The 17489-nt window shown below is 54.4% G+C and carries 18 protein-coding genes; 9 read left to right on the top strand and 9 right to left on the bottom strand.

Translation table 11 applies throughout. The features are described 5' to 3' along the window. The first annotated feature begins 50 nt into the window (after positions 1-50). The 8 genes from nudI (at position 51) to arnF (ending at position 8138) form a co-directional block, all read left to right on the top strand. Complete coding sequence (gene nudI, locus OGV80_RS21885; protein WP_043017029.1) at positions 51-476, top strand: nucleoside triphosphatase NudI; 426 nt, start codon at positions 51-53, stop codon at positions 474-476. A 282-nt stretch (positions 477-758) separates the two neighbouring features. Next, a complete protein-coding gene (arnB, locus tag OGV80_RS21880; protein WP_286515844.1) occupies positions 759-1898 on the top strand; it encodes a UDP-4-amino-4-deoxy-L-arabinose aminotransferase in 1140 nt (379 codons plus the stop codon). A 2-nt stretch (positions 1899-1900) separates the two neighbouring features. Beyond that, positions 1901-2884, top strand: coding sequence for an undecaprenyl-phosphate 4-deoxy-4-formamido-L-arabinose transferase (arnC, locus tag OGV80_RS21875; RefSeq protein WP_043017031.1), 984 nt, complete (start codon positions 1901-1903; stop codon positions 2882-2884). Continuing rightward, positions 2881-4863, top strand: coding sequence for a bifunctional UDP-4-amino-4-deoxy-L-arabinose formyltransferase/UDP-glucuronic acid oxidase ArnA (gene arnA, locus OGV80_RS21870; protein WP_286515754.1), 1983 nt, complete (start codon positions 2881-2883; stop codon positions 4861-4863). Before arnC ends, arnA begins: the two co-directional genes overlap by 4 nt. Then, positions 4860-5762, top strand: coding sequence for a 4-deoxy-4-formamido-L-arabinose-phosphoundecaprenol deformylase (gene arnD, locus OGV80_RS21865; RefSeq protein WP_043017033.1), 903 nt, complete (start codon positions 4860-4862; stop codon positions 5760-5762). Before arnA ends, arnD begins: the two co-directional genes overlap by 4 nt. Then, positions 5759-7417 (top strand): lipid IV(A) 4-amino-4-deoxy-L-arabinosyltransferase, encoded by a 1659-nt coding sequence (gene arnT, locus OGV80_RS21860; protein WP_087052495.1) that lies wholly within the window; start codon positions 5759-5761, stop codon positions 7415-7417. Before arnD ends, arnT begins: the two co-directional genes overlap by 4 nt. After that, positions 7414-7749, top strand: coding sequence for a 4-amino-4-deoxy-L-arabinose-phosphoundecaprenol flippase subunit ArnE (gene arnE, locus OGV80_RS21855; protein ID WP_043017035.1), 336 nt, complete (start codon positions 7414-7416; stop codon positions 7747-7749). The genes arnT and arnE overlap by 4 nt, the downstream gene beginning before the upstream one ends. Continuing rightward, a complete protein-coding gene (gene arnF, locus OGV80_RS21850) occupies positions 7749-8138 on the top strand; it encodes a 4-amino-4-deoxy-L-arabinose-phosphoundecaprenol flippase subunit ArnF (protein ID WP_043017036.1) in 390 nt (129 codons plus the stop codon). Before arnE ends, arnF begins: the two co-directional genes overlap by 1 nt. Before the next feature lie 2 nt (positions 8139-8140). On the opposite strand, the gene pmrD is transcribed toward arnF, so the two are convergent. The 9 genes from pmrD to OGV80_RS21805 all read right to left on the bottom strand — a co-directional run bounded on the left by pmrD (position 8141) and on the right by OGV80_RS21805 (position 16498). Continuing rightward, a complete protein-coding gene (pmrD, locus tag OGV80_RS21845; RefSeq protein WP_043017037.1) occupies positions 8141-8404 on the bottom strand; it encodes a signal transduction protein PmrD in 264 nt (87 codons plus the stop codon). Positions 8405-8499: 95 nt separating this feature from the next. Beyond that, positions 8500-9924 (bottom strand): o-succinylbenzoate--CoA ligase, encoded by a 1425-nt coding sequence (gene menE, locus OGV80_RS21840; protein WP_047409811.1) that lies wholly within the window; start codon positions 9922-9924, stop codon positions 8500-8502. After that, positions 9921-10883 (bottom strand): o-succinylbenzoate synthase, encoded by a 963-nt coding sequence (gene menC / locus OGV80_RS21835; RefSeq protein WP_100194618.1) that lies wholly within the window; start codon positions 10881-10883, stop codon positions 9921-9923. The genes menE and menC overlap by 4 nt, the downstream gene beginning before the upstream one ends. Further along, entirely contained in the window at positions 10883-11740 is an 858-nt protein-coding gene (gene menB, locus OGV80_RS21830) for a 1,4-dihydroxy-2-naphthoyl-CoA synthase (RefSeq protein ID WP_003027671.1), read from the bottom strand. The genes menC and menB overlap by 1 nt, the downstream gene beginning before the upstream one ends. A gap of 14 nt (positions 11741-11754) precedes the next feature. Next, entirely contained in the window at positions 11755-12513 is a 759-nt protein-coding gene (menH, locus tag OGV80_RS21825) for a 2-succinyl-6-hydroxy-2,4-cyclohexadiene-1-carboxylate synthase (RefSeq protein ID WP_087052493.1), read from the bottom strand. After that, the gene (gene menD, locus OGV80_RS21820; protein WP_286515753.1) at positions 12510-14180 is read right to left on the bottom strand and encodes a 2-succinyl-5-enolpyruvyl-6-hydroxy-3-cyclohexene-1-carboxylic-acid synthase; all 1671 of its coding nucleotides are present in this window, start codon (positions 14178-14180) and stop codon (positions 12510-12512) included. The genes menH and menD overlap by 4 nt, the downstream gene beginning before the upstream one ends. Positions 14181-14264: 84 nt before the next feature. Next, positions 14265-15563: an isochorismate synthase MenF gene (menF, locus tag OGV80_RS21815; RefSeq protein WP_286515752.1), complete on the bottom strand. Its 1299-nt coding sequence runs from the start codon at positions 15561-15563 to the stop codon at positions 14265-14267. A gap of 104 nt (positions 15564-15667) precedes the next feature. After that, a complete protein-coding gene (gene elaB, locus OGV80_RS21810; protein WP_003027683.1) occupies positions 15668-15973 on the bottom strand; it encodes a stress response protein ElaB in 306 nt (101 codons plus the stop codon). A gap of 63 nt (positions 15974-16036) precedes the next feature. Then, entirely contained in the window at positions 16037-16498 is a 462-nt protein-coding gene (locus OGV80_RS21805) for a GNAT family N-acetyltransferase (protein ID WP_043017044.1), read from the bottom strand. Positions 16499-16565: 67 nt separating this feature from the next. On the opposite strand from OGV80_RS21805, the gene rbn reads away from it, so the two are divergent. Continuing rightward, the gene (gene rbn, locus OGV80_RS21800; protein ID WP_043017045.1) at positions 16566-17483 is read left to right on the top strand and encodes a ribonuclease BN; all 918 of its coding nucleotides are present in this window, start codon (positions 16566-16568) and stop codon (positions 17481-17483) included. The last annotated feature ends 6 nt before the right edge of the window (positions 17484-17489 follow it).

The raw sequence follows: 17489 nt of genomic DNA, 5'->3' as shown, positions 1-17489 counted from the left end.
GATGCGTGCATGATGGAATTTTTTTCTACCTCCCCTAAAGGACTGAACTTATGCGCCAAAGAACGATTGTTTGCCCATTAATTGAAAACGATGGCTGTTATTTGCTGTGCAAAATGGCTGACGACCGCGGTGTGTTTCCCGGTCAGTGGGCGCTGTCTGGCGGCGGTGTTGAACCAGGCGAACGCATCGAAGAAGCTTTGCGCCGGGAAGTGAGAGAAGAACTGGGTGAACAGTTGGTGTTATCAGAAATTACGCCATGGACCTTTAGTGACGATATTCGTACCAAAACTTATGCCGATGGCAGCCAGGAAGAGATTTATATGATTTATCTCATCTTCGATTGTGTGGCGGCGAATCGCGAAGTGAACATTAACGAAGAGTTCCAGGCATTCGCCTGGGTTAAAGCGGAAGATCTCCGCACCTACGACTTAAATATCGCCACGCGTAAAACGTTAACTTTGAAAGGGTTACTGTAAATCCCACAAGTTTAAACGTAATATAAACAATGTGCACAATAGCGGTATTGTTCTCAGCATTCAGCAACAGAGGTCATTACCGCCATGAAGACTAAAAACACTTTATATTCAAACAAATAAATCACCGCTCCCTCTTTTTATCTTTGAATTTCAAACCTTAAACTCTTAAGGATAAATTAACCTTCAGTCATTAACCTTTGAAGCCTGATTAAATAATTAACGCCCCCTGTTTATCACGAAAAATAAAACTTCGGTGGCGTTAAATGGCTTGAAGGAATAATGATGTCTGACTTTTTGCCTTTCTCTCGCCCGACCATGGGCGCTGAAGAACTTGCCGCTGTGAAGACGGTTCTGGACTCTGGATGGATAACCACCGGCCCGAAAAACCAACAACTGGAAGAAGCATTCTGTCAGCTCACCGGAAATCAGCACGCCGTCGCCGTCTGCTCCGCTACGGCAGGGATGCACATCACGTTGATGGCGCTGGGCATAGGCGCAGGCGATGAGGTCATTACGCCGTCAATGACATGGGTTTCGACCCTCAACATGATTGTTTTGCTGGGTGCGGCGCCGGTCATGATCGACGTCGACCGCGATACGCTGATGGTCACGCCGGAGCAAATTGAAGCCGCTATCACCCCGCGTACCAAAGCCATTATTCCGGTACATTACGCAGGCGCCCCCGCCGACCTTGACGCAATTTATGCCATTGGCGAGCGCTACGGCATTCCGGTTATAGAAGATGCGGCTCACGCCGTAGGGACGTTATATAAGGGTCGCCATGTCGGCGCGCGCGGCACGGCAATCTTCTCGTTTCACGCCATCAAAAATATCACCTGTGCAGAAGGTGGGCTAATCGTCACCGACGACAGTCAGCTTGCCCAGCGTCTTCGCAGCCTGAAGTTTCACGGTCTGGGCGTCGATGCATTTGATCGACAAACCTATGGCCGGGCGCCGCAGGCCGAAGTACTTGCGCCAGGATACAAATACAACCTCACAGATATCAATGCCGCCATCGCGCTGGTACAGCTGAATAAGCTGGGACAACTGAATTCACGCCGGGCGCAAATTGCCCACAAATATCAACAGGCGCTGGCCGATACCCCGTTTCAACCGCTGGGCCTGCCCCAGTGGTCGCACGTTCACGCCTGGCATCTGTACATCATTCGCGTTGACGAAGCGCGCTGTGGCCTGAGCAGAGATGCCCTGATGGAGACGCTAAAGGCCAAAAATATCGGTACTGGTCTGCATTTTCGTGCGGCCCATACGCAAAAATATTACCGCGAACGCTTCACTACCCTTTCGCTCCCAAATACTGAATGGAACAGCGCGCGCATATGCTCGCTGCCGCTATTCCCCGACATGACCGAAGCGGACACCCAGCGGGTGATTACGGCACTTCGCGAGATTGCAGGACAATAACCATGTTTGAAGCAGCACCGATCAAAAAAGTCTCGGTGGTCATTCCCGTTTTTAATGAACAGGAAAGCCTGCCAGAGCTAATCAGACGTACCAGTGCCGCCTGCGAAAAATTGGGCAAAGACTATGAGATTCTGCTAATCGATGACGGCAGCAGCGACAACTCCGCGCAGTTGATGATGGACGCGTCTCAGGCACCGAACAGCCATATTGTCTCTATTTTACTGAATCGAAATTACGGGCAACACTCGGCAATTATGGCCGGTTTCAGCCATGTCACCGGCGACTTGATCATCACGCTGGATGCCGATTTGCAAAACCCGCCGGAGGAGATCCCCCGACTGGTTGCCACCGCAGATGAAGGCTTCGATGTGGTGGGTACGGTACGTCAGAACCGCCAGGACAGCGTATTTCGTAAGACCGCCTCGCGCATGATCAACCATCTTATTCAGCGCACCACCGGTAAAGCGATGGGCGACTATGGTTGCATGCTACGCGCCTATCGCCGTCACATCGTCGATGCCATGCTGCATTGCCAGGAGCGCAGCACCTTTATCCCGATTCTGGCCAATATTTTTGCCCGTCGCGCCACCGAAATCCCGGTACATCATGCAGAGCGTGAATTTGGTGACTCTAAATACAGCTTCATGCGTCTGATCAACCTGATGTATGACCTGGTGACCTGTCTGACCACCACGCCGCTTCGTATGTTGAGCCTGTTGGGCAGCGTGATTGCCGCCACCGGCTTTACCTTATCCGTTGTGCTTGTTGTTCTGCGCCTGACGCTCGGCCCGCAGTGGGCCGCGGAAGGGGTATTCATGCTGTTTGCCGTCCTGTTTACCTTTATCGGCGCACAGTTTATTGGCATGGGTTTACTCGGCGAATATATCGGTCGCATCTATAACGATGTCCGCGCCCGCCCCCGCTATTTTGTTCAACACGTTATTCGCCCACAAACCACACAGTCAAACGAGGAAAACCGCGCATGAAAACCGTCGTATTTGCCTATCACGATATGGGATGTCAGGGTGTCCAGGCTTTGTTAGATGCAGGTTATGAAATCGCTGCAATTTTTACACACACCGACAACCCGGGTGAAAAAGCGTTTTTTGGATCTGTTTCCCGCCTGGCGGCCAGCGCTGGTATTCCGGTTTACGCCCCGGACGAGGTCAATCATCCCCTGTGGATTGAGCGCATTAGCCAACTGGCGCCAGATGTCATCTTCTCATTCTACTATCGTCATTTACTGAGTGATGAGATCCTCAGTCTTGCGCCTAAGGGGGCATTTAATCTGCACGGTTCGCTGCTGCCGAAATACCGTGGTCGCGCGCCTCTGAACTGGGTATTGGTTAATGGCGAAACCGAAACCGGCGTCACGCTTCACCGCATGGTCAAACGCGCGGATGCGGGTGCCATAGTTGCCCAGCAGCGCGTTGCTATTTCGCCGGAAGACGTGGCGTTAACGCTGCACCATAAATTGTGCCAGGCTGCGCGTCAGTTGCTGGAACAAACGCTGCCTGCGATTAAAACGGGAGATTATGCAGAACGCCCCCAACAGGAAGCAGAAGCCACCTGCTTTGGTCGCCGTACGCCGGAAGATAGCCTCCTCGACTGGAACAAGCCAGCCGCAGAGCTGTATAACCAGGTTCGCGCCGTCAGCGATCCGTGGCCGGGCGCATTTAGCTATGTCGGCACGCAAAAATTCACCGTCTGGACATCTCGGGTTTGCACAAACGATTTTGCGGCCCAACCGGGCACCGTCGTCTCCGTATCCCCTTTGCTGATCGCCTGTGCTGATGGCGCACTGGAGATTATTACCGGACAAGCTGGCGATGGTATTGCAATGCAGGGGTCACAACTGGCGCAGGTTCTGGGCCTGGTACCAGGTTCTCGTCTGAACAGCCAGTCAGTTACCGCCAGCAAACGTCGTACTCGTGTGCTAATCCTCGGCGTTAACGGCTTCATTGGTAACCATCTGACCGAGCGCCTGCTGCAAGAAGATAATTATGAAGTATATGGACTCGATATTGGTAGCGACGCCATTGGGCGTTTTCTGCAACATCCGCGATTCCATTTCGTCGAAGGTGACATCAGCATTCACTCCGAATGGATTGAGTATCATGTGAAAAAATGCGACGTCGTGCTGCCGCTGGTGGCGATCGCAACGCCAATCGAATATACCCGCAACCCGCTGCGCGTGTTTGAGCTCGATTTCGAAGAGAACCTGAAAATCATTCGCTACTGCGTGAAATACCATAAGCGCATTATTTTCCCGTCAACCTCCGAAGTCTACGGCATGTGTACCGATAACGTCTTCGATGAGGACAGCTCGAATCTGATCGTCGGCCCGGTGAATAAACCGCGCTGGATCTACTCTGTTTCTAAGCAGTTGCTGGATCGCGTTATCTGGGCGTACGGCGAAAAAGAGGGATTACGCTTCACCCTGTTCCGCCCGTTTAACTGGATGGGGCCGCGTCTGGACAGCCTTAACGCCGCGCGTATCGGCAGCTCACGCGCCATCACCCAGTTGATCCTCAATCTGGTGGAAGGGTCACCGATCAAGCTGATTGAAGGCGGCAAGCAGAAACGCTGCTTTACCGACATTCGCGATGGTATCGAAGCCCTGTACCGCATCATTGAAAACGAAGGCGGACGCTGCGACGGCGAGATTATCAACATCGGTAACCCGGAGAACGAAGCGAGTATTCAGGAACTGGCAGAAATGCTGCTTTCCTGCTTTGAAAAACATCCATTGCGTAACCACTTCCCGCCGTTTGCCGGTTTCCGCGACGTCGAAAGCAGTACCTACTATGGTAAAGGTTATCAGGACGTTGAGCATCGTAAGCCCAATATTCGCAACGCAAAACGCTGCCTGAACTGGGAACCTGGCATTGAGATGCAGGAAACGGTAGAAGAGACGCTGGACTTCTTCTTACGCAGCGTGGATATCACGGAACACACATCATGACCAAAGTCGGCTTGCGCATTGATGTCGATACGTTCAGGGGGACGCGCGAAGGCGTGCCCCGCCTGCTGGAGACATTGAACCGACATCGCGTCCGGGCAAGTTTTTTCTTTAGCGTTGGACCTGACAACATGGGGCGCCATCTCTGGCGTCTTGTGAAACCACAATTTCTGTGGAAGATGCTGCGCTCAAACGCGGCATCACTCTACGGATGGGATATTTTGCTGGCGGGAACCGCATGGCCGGGTAAAGAAATCGGCCAGGCTAATGCGGCGATCATTGCACAAACCGCCCTGCTTCATGAAACCGGTTTGCATGCCTGGGATCACCATGCCTGGCAGGCGCGAAGCGGAAACTGGAATGATAAACAGTTAATTGATGATATTTCACGAGGCATATCCGCCCTTGAAGCCATCATCGGACAGCCTGTCACCTGTTCTGCGGTTGCCGGATGGCGTGCCGACAACCGCGTCATCCATGCCAAAGAAACGTTCCATCTGCGCTATAACAGCGACTGTCGGGGAACATCGTTATTCCGTCCTGTGCTGGCGTCCGGGAAAACAGGTACACCGCAAATTCCCGTCACGTTACCAACATGGGATGAAGTGGTTGGTCAGGAGGTCCAGGCGGTGGACTTCAACTCTTATATTCTCTCCCACATCCAGATGAGCAGAGGAACACCGGTGTACACCATTCATGCGGAAGTTGAAGGCATCGCCTTTCATCAGGATTTTGACGAGTTGCTTACTCGTGCCGCAGACATGGGGATCACATTTTGCCCGCTCGGCGAGCTGTTACCAGACGATATTAATACGCTGCCAACAGGACAGATCGTGCGTGGCAAAATTCCCGGCAGAGAGGGGTGGCTCGGCTGCCAACAACCGGTGAGTGTGACACAATGAAATCTGCTGCCCGCTACACTCTGGCGTTCATCGCTTTTATTGCGCTGTATTTTATTCTTCCCATCAACAGTCGCCTGCTCTGGCAGCCAGATGAGACGCGCTATGCCGAAATCAGCCGGGAGATGCTGACCTCTGGCGACTGGATCGTTCCTCACTTTTTAGGGCTGCGTTATTTTGAAAAACCGATTGCCGGATACTGGTTAAACAGCATCGGGCAATGGTTGTTTGGCGCCAATAATTTTGGCGTCAGAGCGGGGGCCATTTTTGCCACCTTGCTGACGGCGCTACTGGTAGCCTGGCTTGCCATGCGGTTATGGCAGGATAAGCGTACCGCCGTACTCTCATCAGTTATCTTTTTAACGTTTTTTTTGGTATACAGCATCGGCACCTACGCGGTACTTGATCCTATCATCGCGCTCTGGCTGATGGCGGGCATGTGTTGTTTTTGGCAGGGGATGCAGGCCACCACCAGAACGCGCAAAATGACTGCCTTTTTGCTGTTAGGGTTAACCTGCGGCATGGGCGTAATGACCAAGGGTTTCCTGGCGCTTGCCGTTCCGGTGCTCAGCGTACTGCCGTGGGTTTTCGCACAAAAGCGCTGGAAAGATCTCATACTCTACGGTCTGCTGGCGGTCGTCGGCTGCGTCGTGATTGTGCTGCCGTGGGGAATAGCGATTGCCCGGCGTGAGCCGGATTTCTGGCATTATTTCTTCTGGGTCGAACACATTCAACGCTTCGCGCAGGATGATGCTCAACACAAGGCTCCAGTCTGGTACTACATCCCGATATTTGTAGCGGGCGCATTACCGTGGCTCGGGCTGCTTCCCGGCGCACTGCGTACGGGCTGGCGTGAGCGAGATGTTCCGCGCAGCACACTGTACCTGCTAAGCTGGATTATCATGCCAATCCTTTTTTTCAGCATCGCGAAAGGAAAATTGCCAACCTATATTCTTTCCTGCTTCGCGCCGCTGGCGATATTGATGGCGCGTTTCGGCCTACAGGCCGCGGAAAAAGGCTCAGCCGCGCTGCGCGTCAATGGCTGGATCAACGTTCTGTTCGGTGTGACCGGGATTGTCGCCACGTTTATTGTTTCCACGCTGGGCCCGTTAAAGACGCCGGTCTGGTCGCATATCGAAACGTATAAGGTGTTTTGTGCGTGGGGTATTTTTATCGTCTGGACGCTGTTCGGCTGGTATACGCTAAATAACCGCGAGAAGAACTGGCCATTCGCAGCGCTGTGCCCATTGGGACTGGCACTGTTGTTTGGCTTTTCCATTCCTGACCGGGTGATGGAATCTAAACAGCCACAGTTTTTTGTCGAGATGACCAAAGAGTCGCTGGACTCGAGCCGTTATATTCTCACCGATAGCGTTGGCGTCGCCGCGGGGCTGGCCTGGAGCCTGAAGCGTGACGACATCATGATGTACGGACAAACGGGCGAGTTAAAATATGGCCTTAACTACCCGGATGCCCAGGGGCGTTTTGTCAGTCGGGAAGACTTTGCCGACTGGTTAGCGCAACATCGTCAGCAAGGAAACATTACGCTCGTGCTCTCGATTGATAAGGATGAAGATATTAATCAACTTGCCATCCCTCCCGCTGATTACATTGATAATCAGGGGCGTCTGGTCCTGATTCAGTATCGACCCAAATGATCTGGATAGCCTTAGTTCTCGCCAGCATGCTCAGCGTCTGCGGCCAGTTATGCCAGAAGCAGGCGACCCGACCGGTGTCCGCACGAGCGCGAAAACGTCATATTTCGCAATGGATTGGGCTTGCTCTGGCAAGTCTCGGTTTGGCCATGCTGCTCTGGCTCGCGGTACTGCAGAACATTCCTGTCGGCATCGCCTACCCCATGCTGAGTCTTAACTTTGTCTGGGTGACGCTGGCCGCATGGAAAATCTGGCGTGAACCCGTCACCACGCGCCACTGGCTGGGGGTTGGGCTCATCATCACCGGCATCTTTATTCTTGGGAGTGCGGTGTAATGGGCATTTTTTGGGGATTATGTAGCGTTATTATCACCTCCGCCGCCCAGTTGAGTCTCGGCTTCGCGATGGATAATCTGCCGCCAATGCTGCGGCCGCAGGAATTCATCACAGCCGTATTTTCTCTTAGCATCGGGGCGTTTGCTCTGTATGCCGGGCTGGCCGGCTATTTACTGTCGGTTATTTGTTGGCATAAAGCCCTGCACCAGCTCGCACTGAGCAAAGCTTATGCTCTGCTCAGCCTGAGCTATGTGCTGGTGTGGGTTGCATCCATGATTCTGCCCGGCTGGCAGGGAACATTTTCATTGAAGGCACTTGCCGGAGTGCTGTGCATCATGGCGGGGCTAATGACGATTTTTCTGCCTTCACATCAGCGCCAGCAGCCCTGAGACTATTTATCTTCGGACAGTCGTAACACGCGTTCCCATTCGTCGCAAATATACTGTCTGGCATCAATTATCTTAATCATCCGGGATAAATCGCGATTAATACAATACTGCGCGTCTTTTAAGGGAGAAAGGAGATCTCCGGGCTTAACCCGCTCAGAAGATTGCGCCTCGGCAAGCATCTTTAACGAACCGCCGCTATCACAAAGCACAACATAGAGCCTCCTTGCTTTTTTGTGACAGCAAGTCTTCTTCACATGCCATTCCATAGCGCACCTTTTGCTAATGAATTTCACACAAGGTTACACATTAGCAGATAAACAAAAGGACAATGGCTACGCAACGGCGAAAGTGAGAAATGTAATTACTGTTTTCTTAATGTTAACAATGAAGCAGTTACCCAATCCGACAGCGCGCGGCGAGAGATTTTAATCCCTCCAGCTTTGAGTTCGGGAGGCAACGTCAACCAACACACCGGTTGTTGAAAGCGAGCTAGCTTATCTTTAACCCACTCTGCCAGATTGGTTTCTCCAGCGTTGGCGTCATACTCAATGACCGCCACCGGGCGATGCCCAAACTCCTGGTCTTCTATCGGCACAATAAAGGCTTGCAGAACATGCGGATGCGCTGCAATTACGCGTTCCACCTCTTCCGGCTGAATGCCTTCCCCGCCGCTAAAGAACAGATTGTCCATACGACCGACAATGGTCAACTTGCCGTCCTTCAACACGCCGCGATCGCGGGTCGCAAACCAGCCTTCCGCGTTCACTAAGGGAATAAGCTTACCGTTACGCCAGTAACCTTGCGCCATGCTGGCGGCACGCAGCCAGATTTCATCATCAACGATTCTGACTTCTCTGCCTACCAGCGGGGAACCCACATCCGCCAGACCATCCGCCTCTTTCGCGCAGACCGTAGAAGCAAACTCCGTCAAACCGTAACCGCACCAGCAGCGAATCCCCTGCTCGCGCGCCTGTTCCGTTAATTCAACAGGAATTGCCGCACCGCCCAGCAGTACCGCTTTGAGCGTGACCGGCCTGTTGTTGACCAGCAAGCGCCACAACTGCGTAGGCACCAGCGAAGCGTGGGTGCACCCAGCCAACATGTGCTCAAGCGGCTGCTTGTCGCGCACGGTCATTCGCGCCCCGGCAAACAACCAGCGCCACAATATGCCCTGACCGGAAACATGAAACAGCGGCAGTGAGAGTAGCCAGTCATCTTCAGCGCCAAACGGCATTAACGACAGCACGCCCTGCGCGCTCGCCAGATGCGCCTGACAGGTATGCACCGCCGCCTTCGGCAATCCGGTAGAACCAGAGGTTAACGTCATCGTGCTCAAACGTTCGGGTAACCACGCGGCGGCATGCGTGCCTGGCACTACCTGCATCTGCAACGGACTGAGCCCTGAAAGTGCGTTAGCGGCTTCCAGATCGAGCGCAAAACGCAGCGTTAAGTCCGGGACCAGCGCATCTAGCAGCGGCTGGGGCAACTGTGGATTCACAGGTAAAACCCGCGCCCCACATTGCAGCAATGCCAGCCAGGCCAGCAAAGCCCGCGGATGGTTCCAGGCACGAAGCAGGACACCATCGCCTTCTTCCACGCCCTGAGCGGCAAAACCGCAGGCCAGATGGTCAACGCGCGTGCAGAGCTCGCTCCAGTTTAATACCTCATCGTTGAGGCGCAGGGCTGGCGCCTTCGCACGCACTTGTCGCCAGTGGCGCCACGGCCAGTCACCCGGTTGTATCAGGCCCGATAAGCTCACGCTATCGGGCATGTCCTGCTGGGTCATAGCAGACGTTCCAGCGCTTCAACGTCAATACACGGCAACGCGCTGCCCGGCCAGGTGCGTACCTGCTGGCACTGCATCAGACTCAGGGTATCCAGACCTGGAATGGTCTGCGGCGTCAGCCAGGCGGCAATTCGCGCCAGCTGAGTTAAGCCCAGGCTCGACTCGATCGACGAGCTAATAACAGCGGTGAGACCAAGCGCTTGTGCCGCTGCCACCTGTTCGCGTACTTTATCGAGACTGCCCGTCAGCGTAGGTTTGATAACCACAGCCTTGACGCCCTCTTCGGCTTCGAAGGTAAAATCCGCTTCACGCAGACTTTCATCCCAGGCGATGGCAATGCCAGTTTCACGCGCAAAAGCACGGGAGTCATCGCGGGTTTTGCACGGTTCTTCGAGGAAAGCGATGCGGCCGCGATACTCCGGATTAACGTATTTTGCAAACTGCTGGGCTTTCAACGGCGTCCAGGCTCGGTTGGCGTCAAGACGCAAATGCAGCTCTGGGATAGCCTCAAGCAGCAGGTTGGCTACCATACCGTCGCGAACCGCTTCATACAGTCCGACCTTGATCTTCGCCACTTTTTCACCTGGCATATCCGCCAGTTGCAGTACCAGATCGTCAGGATCGCCCGTACACAGCGGTGCAGCACGGTAATCTGCGTCCTGTGGCAATGCGCCGGCCAGTTCGGCCAACGCACAGCTTGCGCCAAAGGCGACCGAAGGCAGTTGCGGTAAAGAGGCATCGCCTTGCAGCCAGCCTTTGACCCAGACCAGCAGTTCGGTTTGCGCCTCTTCCCAGCTTTCCTGACTAAAGCCCGGCAGTGGGGAGATCTCTCCCCACCCTTCGCGCTCGCCGTCACGAAGACAAACGTACAGCCCGTCACGCGTTTTTAACCGCCTGTCGCGCAGAATCACCCCCGCGTCCATGGGGATCTGCCAGCGGTATACCTGCGCGCTACGCATTACGGATTCCGTTTGAATTTGCTGAAATCAGGCTGACGTTTCTGGTTAAAGGCGTTACGACCTTCCTGACCTTCTTCCGTCATGTAGAACAGCATAGTGGCGTTACCCGCCAGCTCCTGCAGACCAGCCTGACCATCGCAGTCAGCGTTCAGCGCGGCTTTCAGGCAGCGCAGCGCCATTGGGCTGTTTTGCAGCATTTCGCGACACCAGCGTACGGTCTCTTTTTCCAGATCCGCCAGTGGAACCACGGTGTTGACCAGGCCCATATCCAGCGCTTGTTTTGCATCGTACTGACGGCACAGGAACCAGATTTCACGCGCTTTTTTCTGACCGACGATGCGCGCCATGTAGGAAGCGCCCCAACCGCCGTCGAAAGAACCGACTTTCGGACCGGTCTGACCAAAGATGGCGTTTTCAGCCGCAATGGTCAGGTCGCACATCATATGCAGCACATGCCCGCCGCCGATGGAAAAACCGGCAACCATCGCCACTACCGGTTTCGGACAGGTACGAATCTGACGCTGGAAGTCCAGTACGTTCAGGTGATGCACACCGGAATCATCCTGGTATCCGCCGTAGTCGCCACGCACTTTCTGATCGCCACCTGCGCAAAACGCTTTGTCGCCCGCACCAGTCAGAATAATCACGCCGATGTTGTCATCATAGCGGGCGTCCGCCAGCGCCTGGATCATCTCTTTCACGGTAACCGGACGGAAGGCATTGCGTACCTGCGGACGATTAATGGTGATTTTTGCGATACCGTCGGTGGATTTCTCATAAAGAATATCGGTGTAGCCTTCAGAGCAATCGTGCCATTCTACCGGTGCGTAAAGCATTGTTTCATCAGGATAGATCATAAAATGTCCTATAGTCAGCGACGCAGAATCTGAGCCAGACAGTCCACCACGCCAGCGGGATTATCCCGATGCGCGTTGTGTCCGGCATTACGAATCACATGGTTTGGTACTGATATTTCCGCCGCTAAAGCGCGGAATTTATCGTCACGTTCACCACATAAATAATAAAACGGAAATGTGCGCGTATGGAGTTGCGCACGTAAATCAGGTTGTACGGCAAGCGAGGTTGCCTCAAGCATTGCCGCCAGCGTATGCCCATTATTCTGGCTACGCAGAGCGACCAGCGCCTCTCTTTGCGCCGCATTCAGCGAGGAAAAAACTGGTTGTTGGTACCAGTCATTAAACACCTCGCGCAGCGGCTCAGCGCGAAAACGCGCGGCCCAGCGACCGTCCGAGAGACAACGCTGCACACGCGCCTCCTCGCTTTGCAAGCCAGGATGTCCACCTTCAACCACCAGACCACACAGTCCCGGCATCTCCTGACAGGCTGCCATCATCGCGACTCTGCCGCCAAGAGAGTATCCTACCAGCCAGTAGTTAAGTATGTTGTAACTAAGCAGAGTATTATGCAGCAAAGCGTTTACGTCATCGAATCCGCTCACGCTAATGTCAGCGGACCCGCCGTGTCCTGGCAGGTCGATGTACAGCCGCGAATAATTCTGAAACGCTTCGCCAACCGTCTGCCATTCGCGATAATCGCCGGAAAAACCGTGCAGGAAAACCAGCCAGGGAAATCCTGGCTGGCCCTCGTTTGCCTGCGCGTGCAGGATCATAGATGGCTTACCTGCGCCAGCAGTTGCTGCAGGGTTTGCGCCCCGTCAGTTTCATTTACCACCAGCTCAATCACCGTTGCCGCCGGAGTACGCCAGGCGTTATTCAACGCGCTCTCCAGTTGCTCCCAGTTTTCCGGACGCTGGTATTTAAGGTCAAACATGGCGGCAGCATGCTCAAAATGCACGTTCTGCGGCATCAGGTAGAACCGTTCACGTTCGCTTGTCGGCGTCGGCAGCAGGGAGAAGATCTGCCCGCCGTTATTGTTGACCACTATCAGGACAAACGGCGCGGATACCTGGCGCAATAACGCCAGGGCATTGAGGTCATACAACGCAGATAAATCGCCGACGATAGCCAGCGTCGATTTTGCGCTGGCGCGCTGTACGCCTGCAGCCGTTGACAACAGACCGTCGATACCGCTCGCGCCGCGGTTGCTATAGACCGGGAAACCCGCCGGAAGCTGTGACAGCGCATCAATCAGACGCACCACCAGGCTGTTGCCCACGAACAGTTGTCCCTGCTCCGGCAGGTATTCGCGGATACGGTGGGCTAATTGCGCTTCACCAAACGCGTCGCGGCGGGCTTCTACCGCCTGCCAGGCCAGCTGCGCCAGGCGTGGGATTTCTACGCACCAGGGCTGACGTTTCTCCGCCGGATGCAGCTCCAGCCAGTCGCCAACCTTTGCTACCAACCTGCGCCCACGATGATGAGCCGGATCGAGGCGGCCTTCGAGATTATCGACAATCCAGTATTCCTGCGGATCACAGCTGGCCTGCCATTGCAGGAGTCGTTTTCCAGTCAGGCTACTGCCAAGCTGCACCACAATCTGCGCCTGCTGTAATTCAGTTACCGCTTTCGCATTCCCGAGCCACAGGTCGGCGCACGGCAACGGCTGTCCGGTTTGCGACAGAACATCGCCAATCAACGGCCAGCCTAGCATCTGCGCCCATTGCGCAACCTTCTTGCCCTCTTCGGCACTCATGCGACCTGCAATCACGACGCCGCGTTTTTGTCGCCAGAAAAACCAGTCACGTTGTTTGTCGCTTTCCAGCCGACGCGCTTCACGCAGCCAGGGTTTATCGTCCTGCCACCAGTCGCCAAGGCGCTGCTGCCAGGCAATCCCCGTTTCGTCCATATCGCCATACAGCGGTTCCGCAAACGGACAATTAATATGAACCGCCCCGCTATGCAGCGCAGCTAAGGCGTTATCAATGGTGGACACCAGCCAGCTCGCCGGGATGTCCTGGGTCGGGCGCGGTAAGGAGAGCGTTTGCGATGGATGCGAGGCAAACATTCCGGCCTGACGAATCGCCTGGTTAGCGCCGCAGTCGATAAGTTCAGGCGGTCGGTCAGCGGTAAGTAAAATCAGTTTTTCACCGGTCAGGCCCGCTTCGATCAACGCGGGATACAAATTCGCCACCGCCGTACCGGACGTCACAATCACGGCGACAGGCTGCCGGCTGACTTTTGCCAGACCTAAAGCCAGATGCCCAAGACCGCGCTCATCAAAATGAGTATGGTGGATAAAAGCCGGGTTTTCCGCTGCCGCCAGCGTCAACGGTGTAGAACGAGAGCCAGGGGCAATGCAGACATGCCTGACGCCGTGGCGAGTGAGTGCTTCCAGAATGACCGCCGCCCAGCGTCGGTTAAATGCGCTTACTGACATGAGATTGTCCGGTATCAATATTGCGACACAGTATAAAGAATCGAATAAATGGATTTTTGATATGAGTCGGTAATATACAACTCATTACCCTTCCATCTGTAATAAAGTGCGCAGTCCTGCCGCTTTATTGTCTATTTCTTGCCATTCCTGCTCAGGATCTGAACCGCGAACGATCCCTGCCCCGGCATACAGGCGCACCACGTTTGCGCTAATTTTCGCCGAACGTAATGACACGCAAAACTCGCTTTGGCGCAGAGAAAGGTAACCCGCAGAACCGGCATACCACTCGCGTTCAAAGGGTTCATTATGTTGGATAAATTCACGCGCCAGCTCACGCGGAATGCCTGCGACTGCCGCCGTAGGCTGAAGCTGCATCAGGCAAAGCGTATCGTCGGCCTGATTCAGTTCCGTCCAGATACAGCGACGCAGGTGCTGCACTTTACGCAGTCTGAGCACTTGCGGCGGCAGCACGTCAAGCGTTTGCGTACAGCCCTGCAAACGCTGGCAAATATCTTCGACCACCAGCATATTCTCGCGCTGGTTTTTATCATCTTTCATTAGCCATTCACCCAACTGCCATGCCCGATGATCCTCAGGGTGATTGGCAACGGTTCCGGCCAGCGCCTCGGTGCGCAGCGCCGTGTCACGCCGTCGATACAGACGTTCAGGGGAAGAGCCAAGAAACGCGCACTCTGCAGAGAATGCCATAAAGAAATGGTAGCAGTTCAGATTCAAGCGACGGCTGGAGGCCATCACGGCCGCGGCATTAACCGACTGAGAAAACTGTAAGTCGGTCGCCCGCGCCAGCACCACCTTCTCAAGCGCTTCCGCATTGATTGTTTGCGTGGCGAGTTTTATCAGATCTGTCCAGCCTGCTTTATCCGGCCAGTTCTGTTCTCCCGTCAAATGCAGGCGCAATGCGGGTAGCGGCTTTACGTTGGCGAGCGATGTGATAAACGCCATCGCCCGCGCGGCGTCTTCACGCAGCGACACGTCGCTATAGAGATGTAAGCGTAAGCTCGCCGCCCCGGCGCAACGTCGCCACTCCAGCCGTGGCAATAACAAATTACCGCGCTGGGGCTCAAAGGCATTCAGGCCCCAGATACGCAGGTCGGGATGATTATCATGCTTGCGTAAAAAGTGCTGAGCTGATTCCAGCGAGGAAAATGCGGCGACAGCACCCAGAACGGCGGCTTCTTCGTCGCCGTTACGCTGCTGCCAGTAAAACTGGGGCCAGACGGGTTGACTGGCCAGCCATCCTAAAGCATCAAACGCATCATTCAGTGGGAAAGGTATATCGTAAATACGAATTCCAGGTGCTGCCGGTATCTCTTGCGACAAATGACGCATCAGACTTTCCAGCGCAGTAGTGATTGAATGCACGCGGACCTCTCCCTGTTAAAAACCTCACATTATACGGGGTACTGAGCAGAAAAAGCAGTACCCCCAGTTAGGGAGTACGTACAAATGCGCTGACGGAATGGAATTTATCGCCGTGCTAACAATAATCCCATCACTAAACCGACCGTGGCACCAACGCCAATTCCGCGCCAGGGTTTTTCATGCACATAGTCATCGGCCCGGCAAACGGCTTTTTTCGCGCGGTAATAGTAGCTGTCAGAGGCGTGGCTGACGCGATTTCTCACCTCTTCTAACGCCCGCTCTGCCCGCGCTTTTAACTCAAGGTATTTTTGATCGGCTGGATCGCCGGAAGAACGCAGCACCTCCTCCAGCGTTTCACTCAACAATTCCAGATCATCATCGATGCGTGATTCATAAGAATGAAAAGACATTTTATTCTCCCTTTCTATTGACGTACCCGCTAACTATAGACAATCAGGCGTGTTTGCGCCTGTTTATGCCTGATGCGCTTCTCGCGCCATGCCGATGTGCGGAATACCGTCTTCGTCATAGATATCCGTGACCGGAACAAAACCAAAGCGCGCATAGAACGATTGCAGATGGGCCTGCGCCCCCAGATACAGCGCCTTATGCGGCCAGTGCTGGGTACAGGATGCCAGCGTTTGGGTCATCAGTTGCTGCCCCAGTTTTTCACCACGCAGCGCTTCGCTTACAATCACCCGGCCAATGACCACCGGCTCCAGCTCGTCATCGCTTTTCAGAATCCTCGCATACGCCACCAGCTCATCGTTATGCCAGCCCAGAATGTGCCGGTTTTCCCCAACCAGGTCATCACCATCCACATCCTGATACGGACACTGTTGTTCAACAACAAACACCGCACAGCGAAGCTGAAGAATGGCGTACAGCTGCTGGGTATTGAGCTTTGCATGGTGGAGATCTTGCCAGTGGATCATTGTCTGCCCCTTTGTTGTGATAACCTGAACACCCTGCCTTGTTGATGGCGAAAAGTGTAACGCGAAGATGGAATTACTATTTTTAGGCACGTCTGCGGGTGTCCCCACGCGCTCCCGCAATGTAACGGCAATTTTACTGAATCTGCAACACCCGACTCAGGCGGGGCTGTGGCTTTTTGATTGTGGTGAAGGAACGCAGCATCAGTTGCTGACCACGCCGTTTAACCCAGGAAAACTCGATCGTATTTTTATCAGTCATCTGCACGGCGATCACCTGTTTGGTTTACCGGGGCTGCTGTGCAGTCGTTCGATGGCCGGCAATGTCCAGCCGCTGACGCTATACGGCCCGAAGGGGTTGCGAGAGTTTACCGAAACCGCTTTGCGCTTAAGCGGCTCGTGGACCGATTATCCGCTGGATATTGTAGAAATCACAGCAGGTGAGATTGTCGATGACGGCCTGCGTAAAGTAACGGCGTACCCGCTGGCGCATCCGCTGGAGTGCTACGGTTTTCGTATTGAAGAGCACGACAAGCCAGGGGCGCTCGACGCCAGCGCCCTGAAGGCCGCAGGCGTTAAATCGGGCCCGTGGTTTCAGGATTTGAAAGCCGGGAAAACCATCGTACTGGAAGATGGTCGCGCAATTAACGGCGCCGAATTTCTCGCTCCGGCCACCAGGGGAAAATCTGTGGCTATTTTCGGCGACACAGGCCCCTGCGCGTCCGCCATTGAACTGGCACGAGGTGTGGATGTAATGGTGCATGAAACCACGCTGGACTCCTCAATGGAGGAAAAAGCCAACAGCCGCGGGCACAGCTCGACCCGACAAGCCGCAAAGCTGGCGCTTGAGGCCGGAGTGGGACGCCTGATCATGACCCACGTTAGCTCACGCTACGATGAAAAAGGCTGTCAGCGGTTACTCGAAGAGTGCAAAGCAATATTTCCAGACACGGAACTGGCTCACGATTTCGCCATTTTCACCGTTTAATGCTCC

The sequence above is a fragment of the Citrobacter sp. Ce119 genome (assembly GCF_030334525.1).
Lineage (GTDB): Bacteria > Pseudomonadota > Gammaproteobacteria > Enterobacterales > Enterobacteriaceae > Citrobacter > Citrobacter europaeus.
The sequence above is the reverse complement of the archived record's forward strand: the minus strand, read 5'-3'. Positions and strand labels throughout refer to the sequence as shown.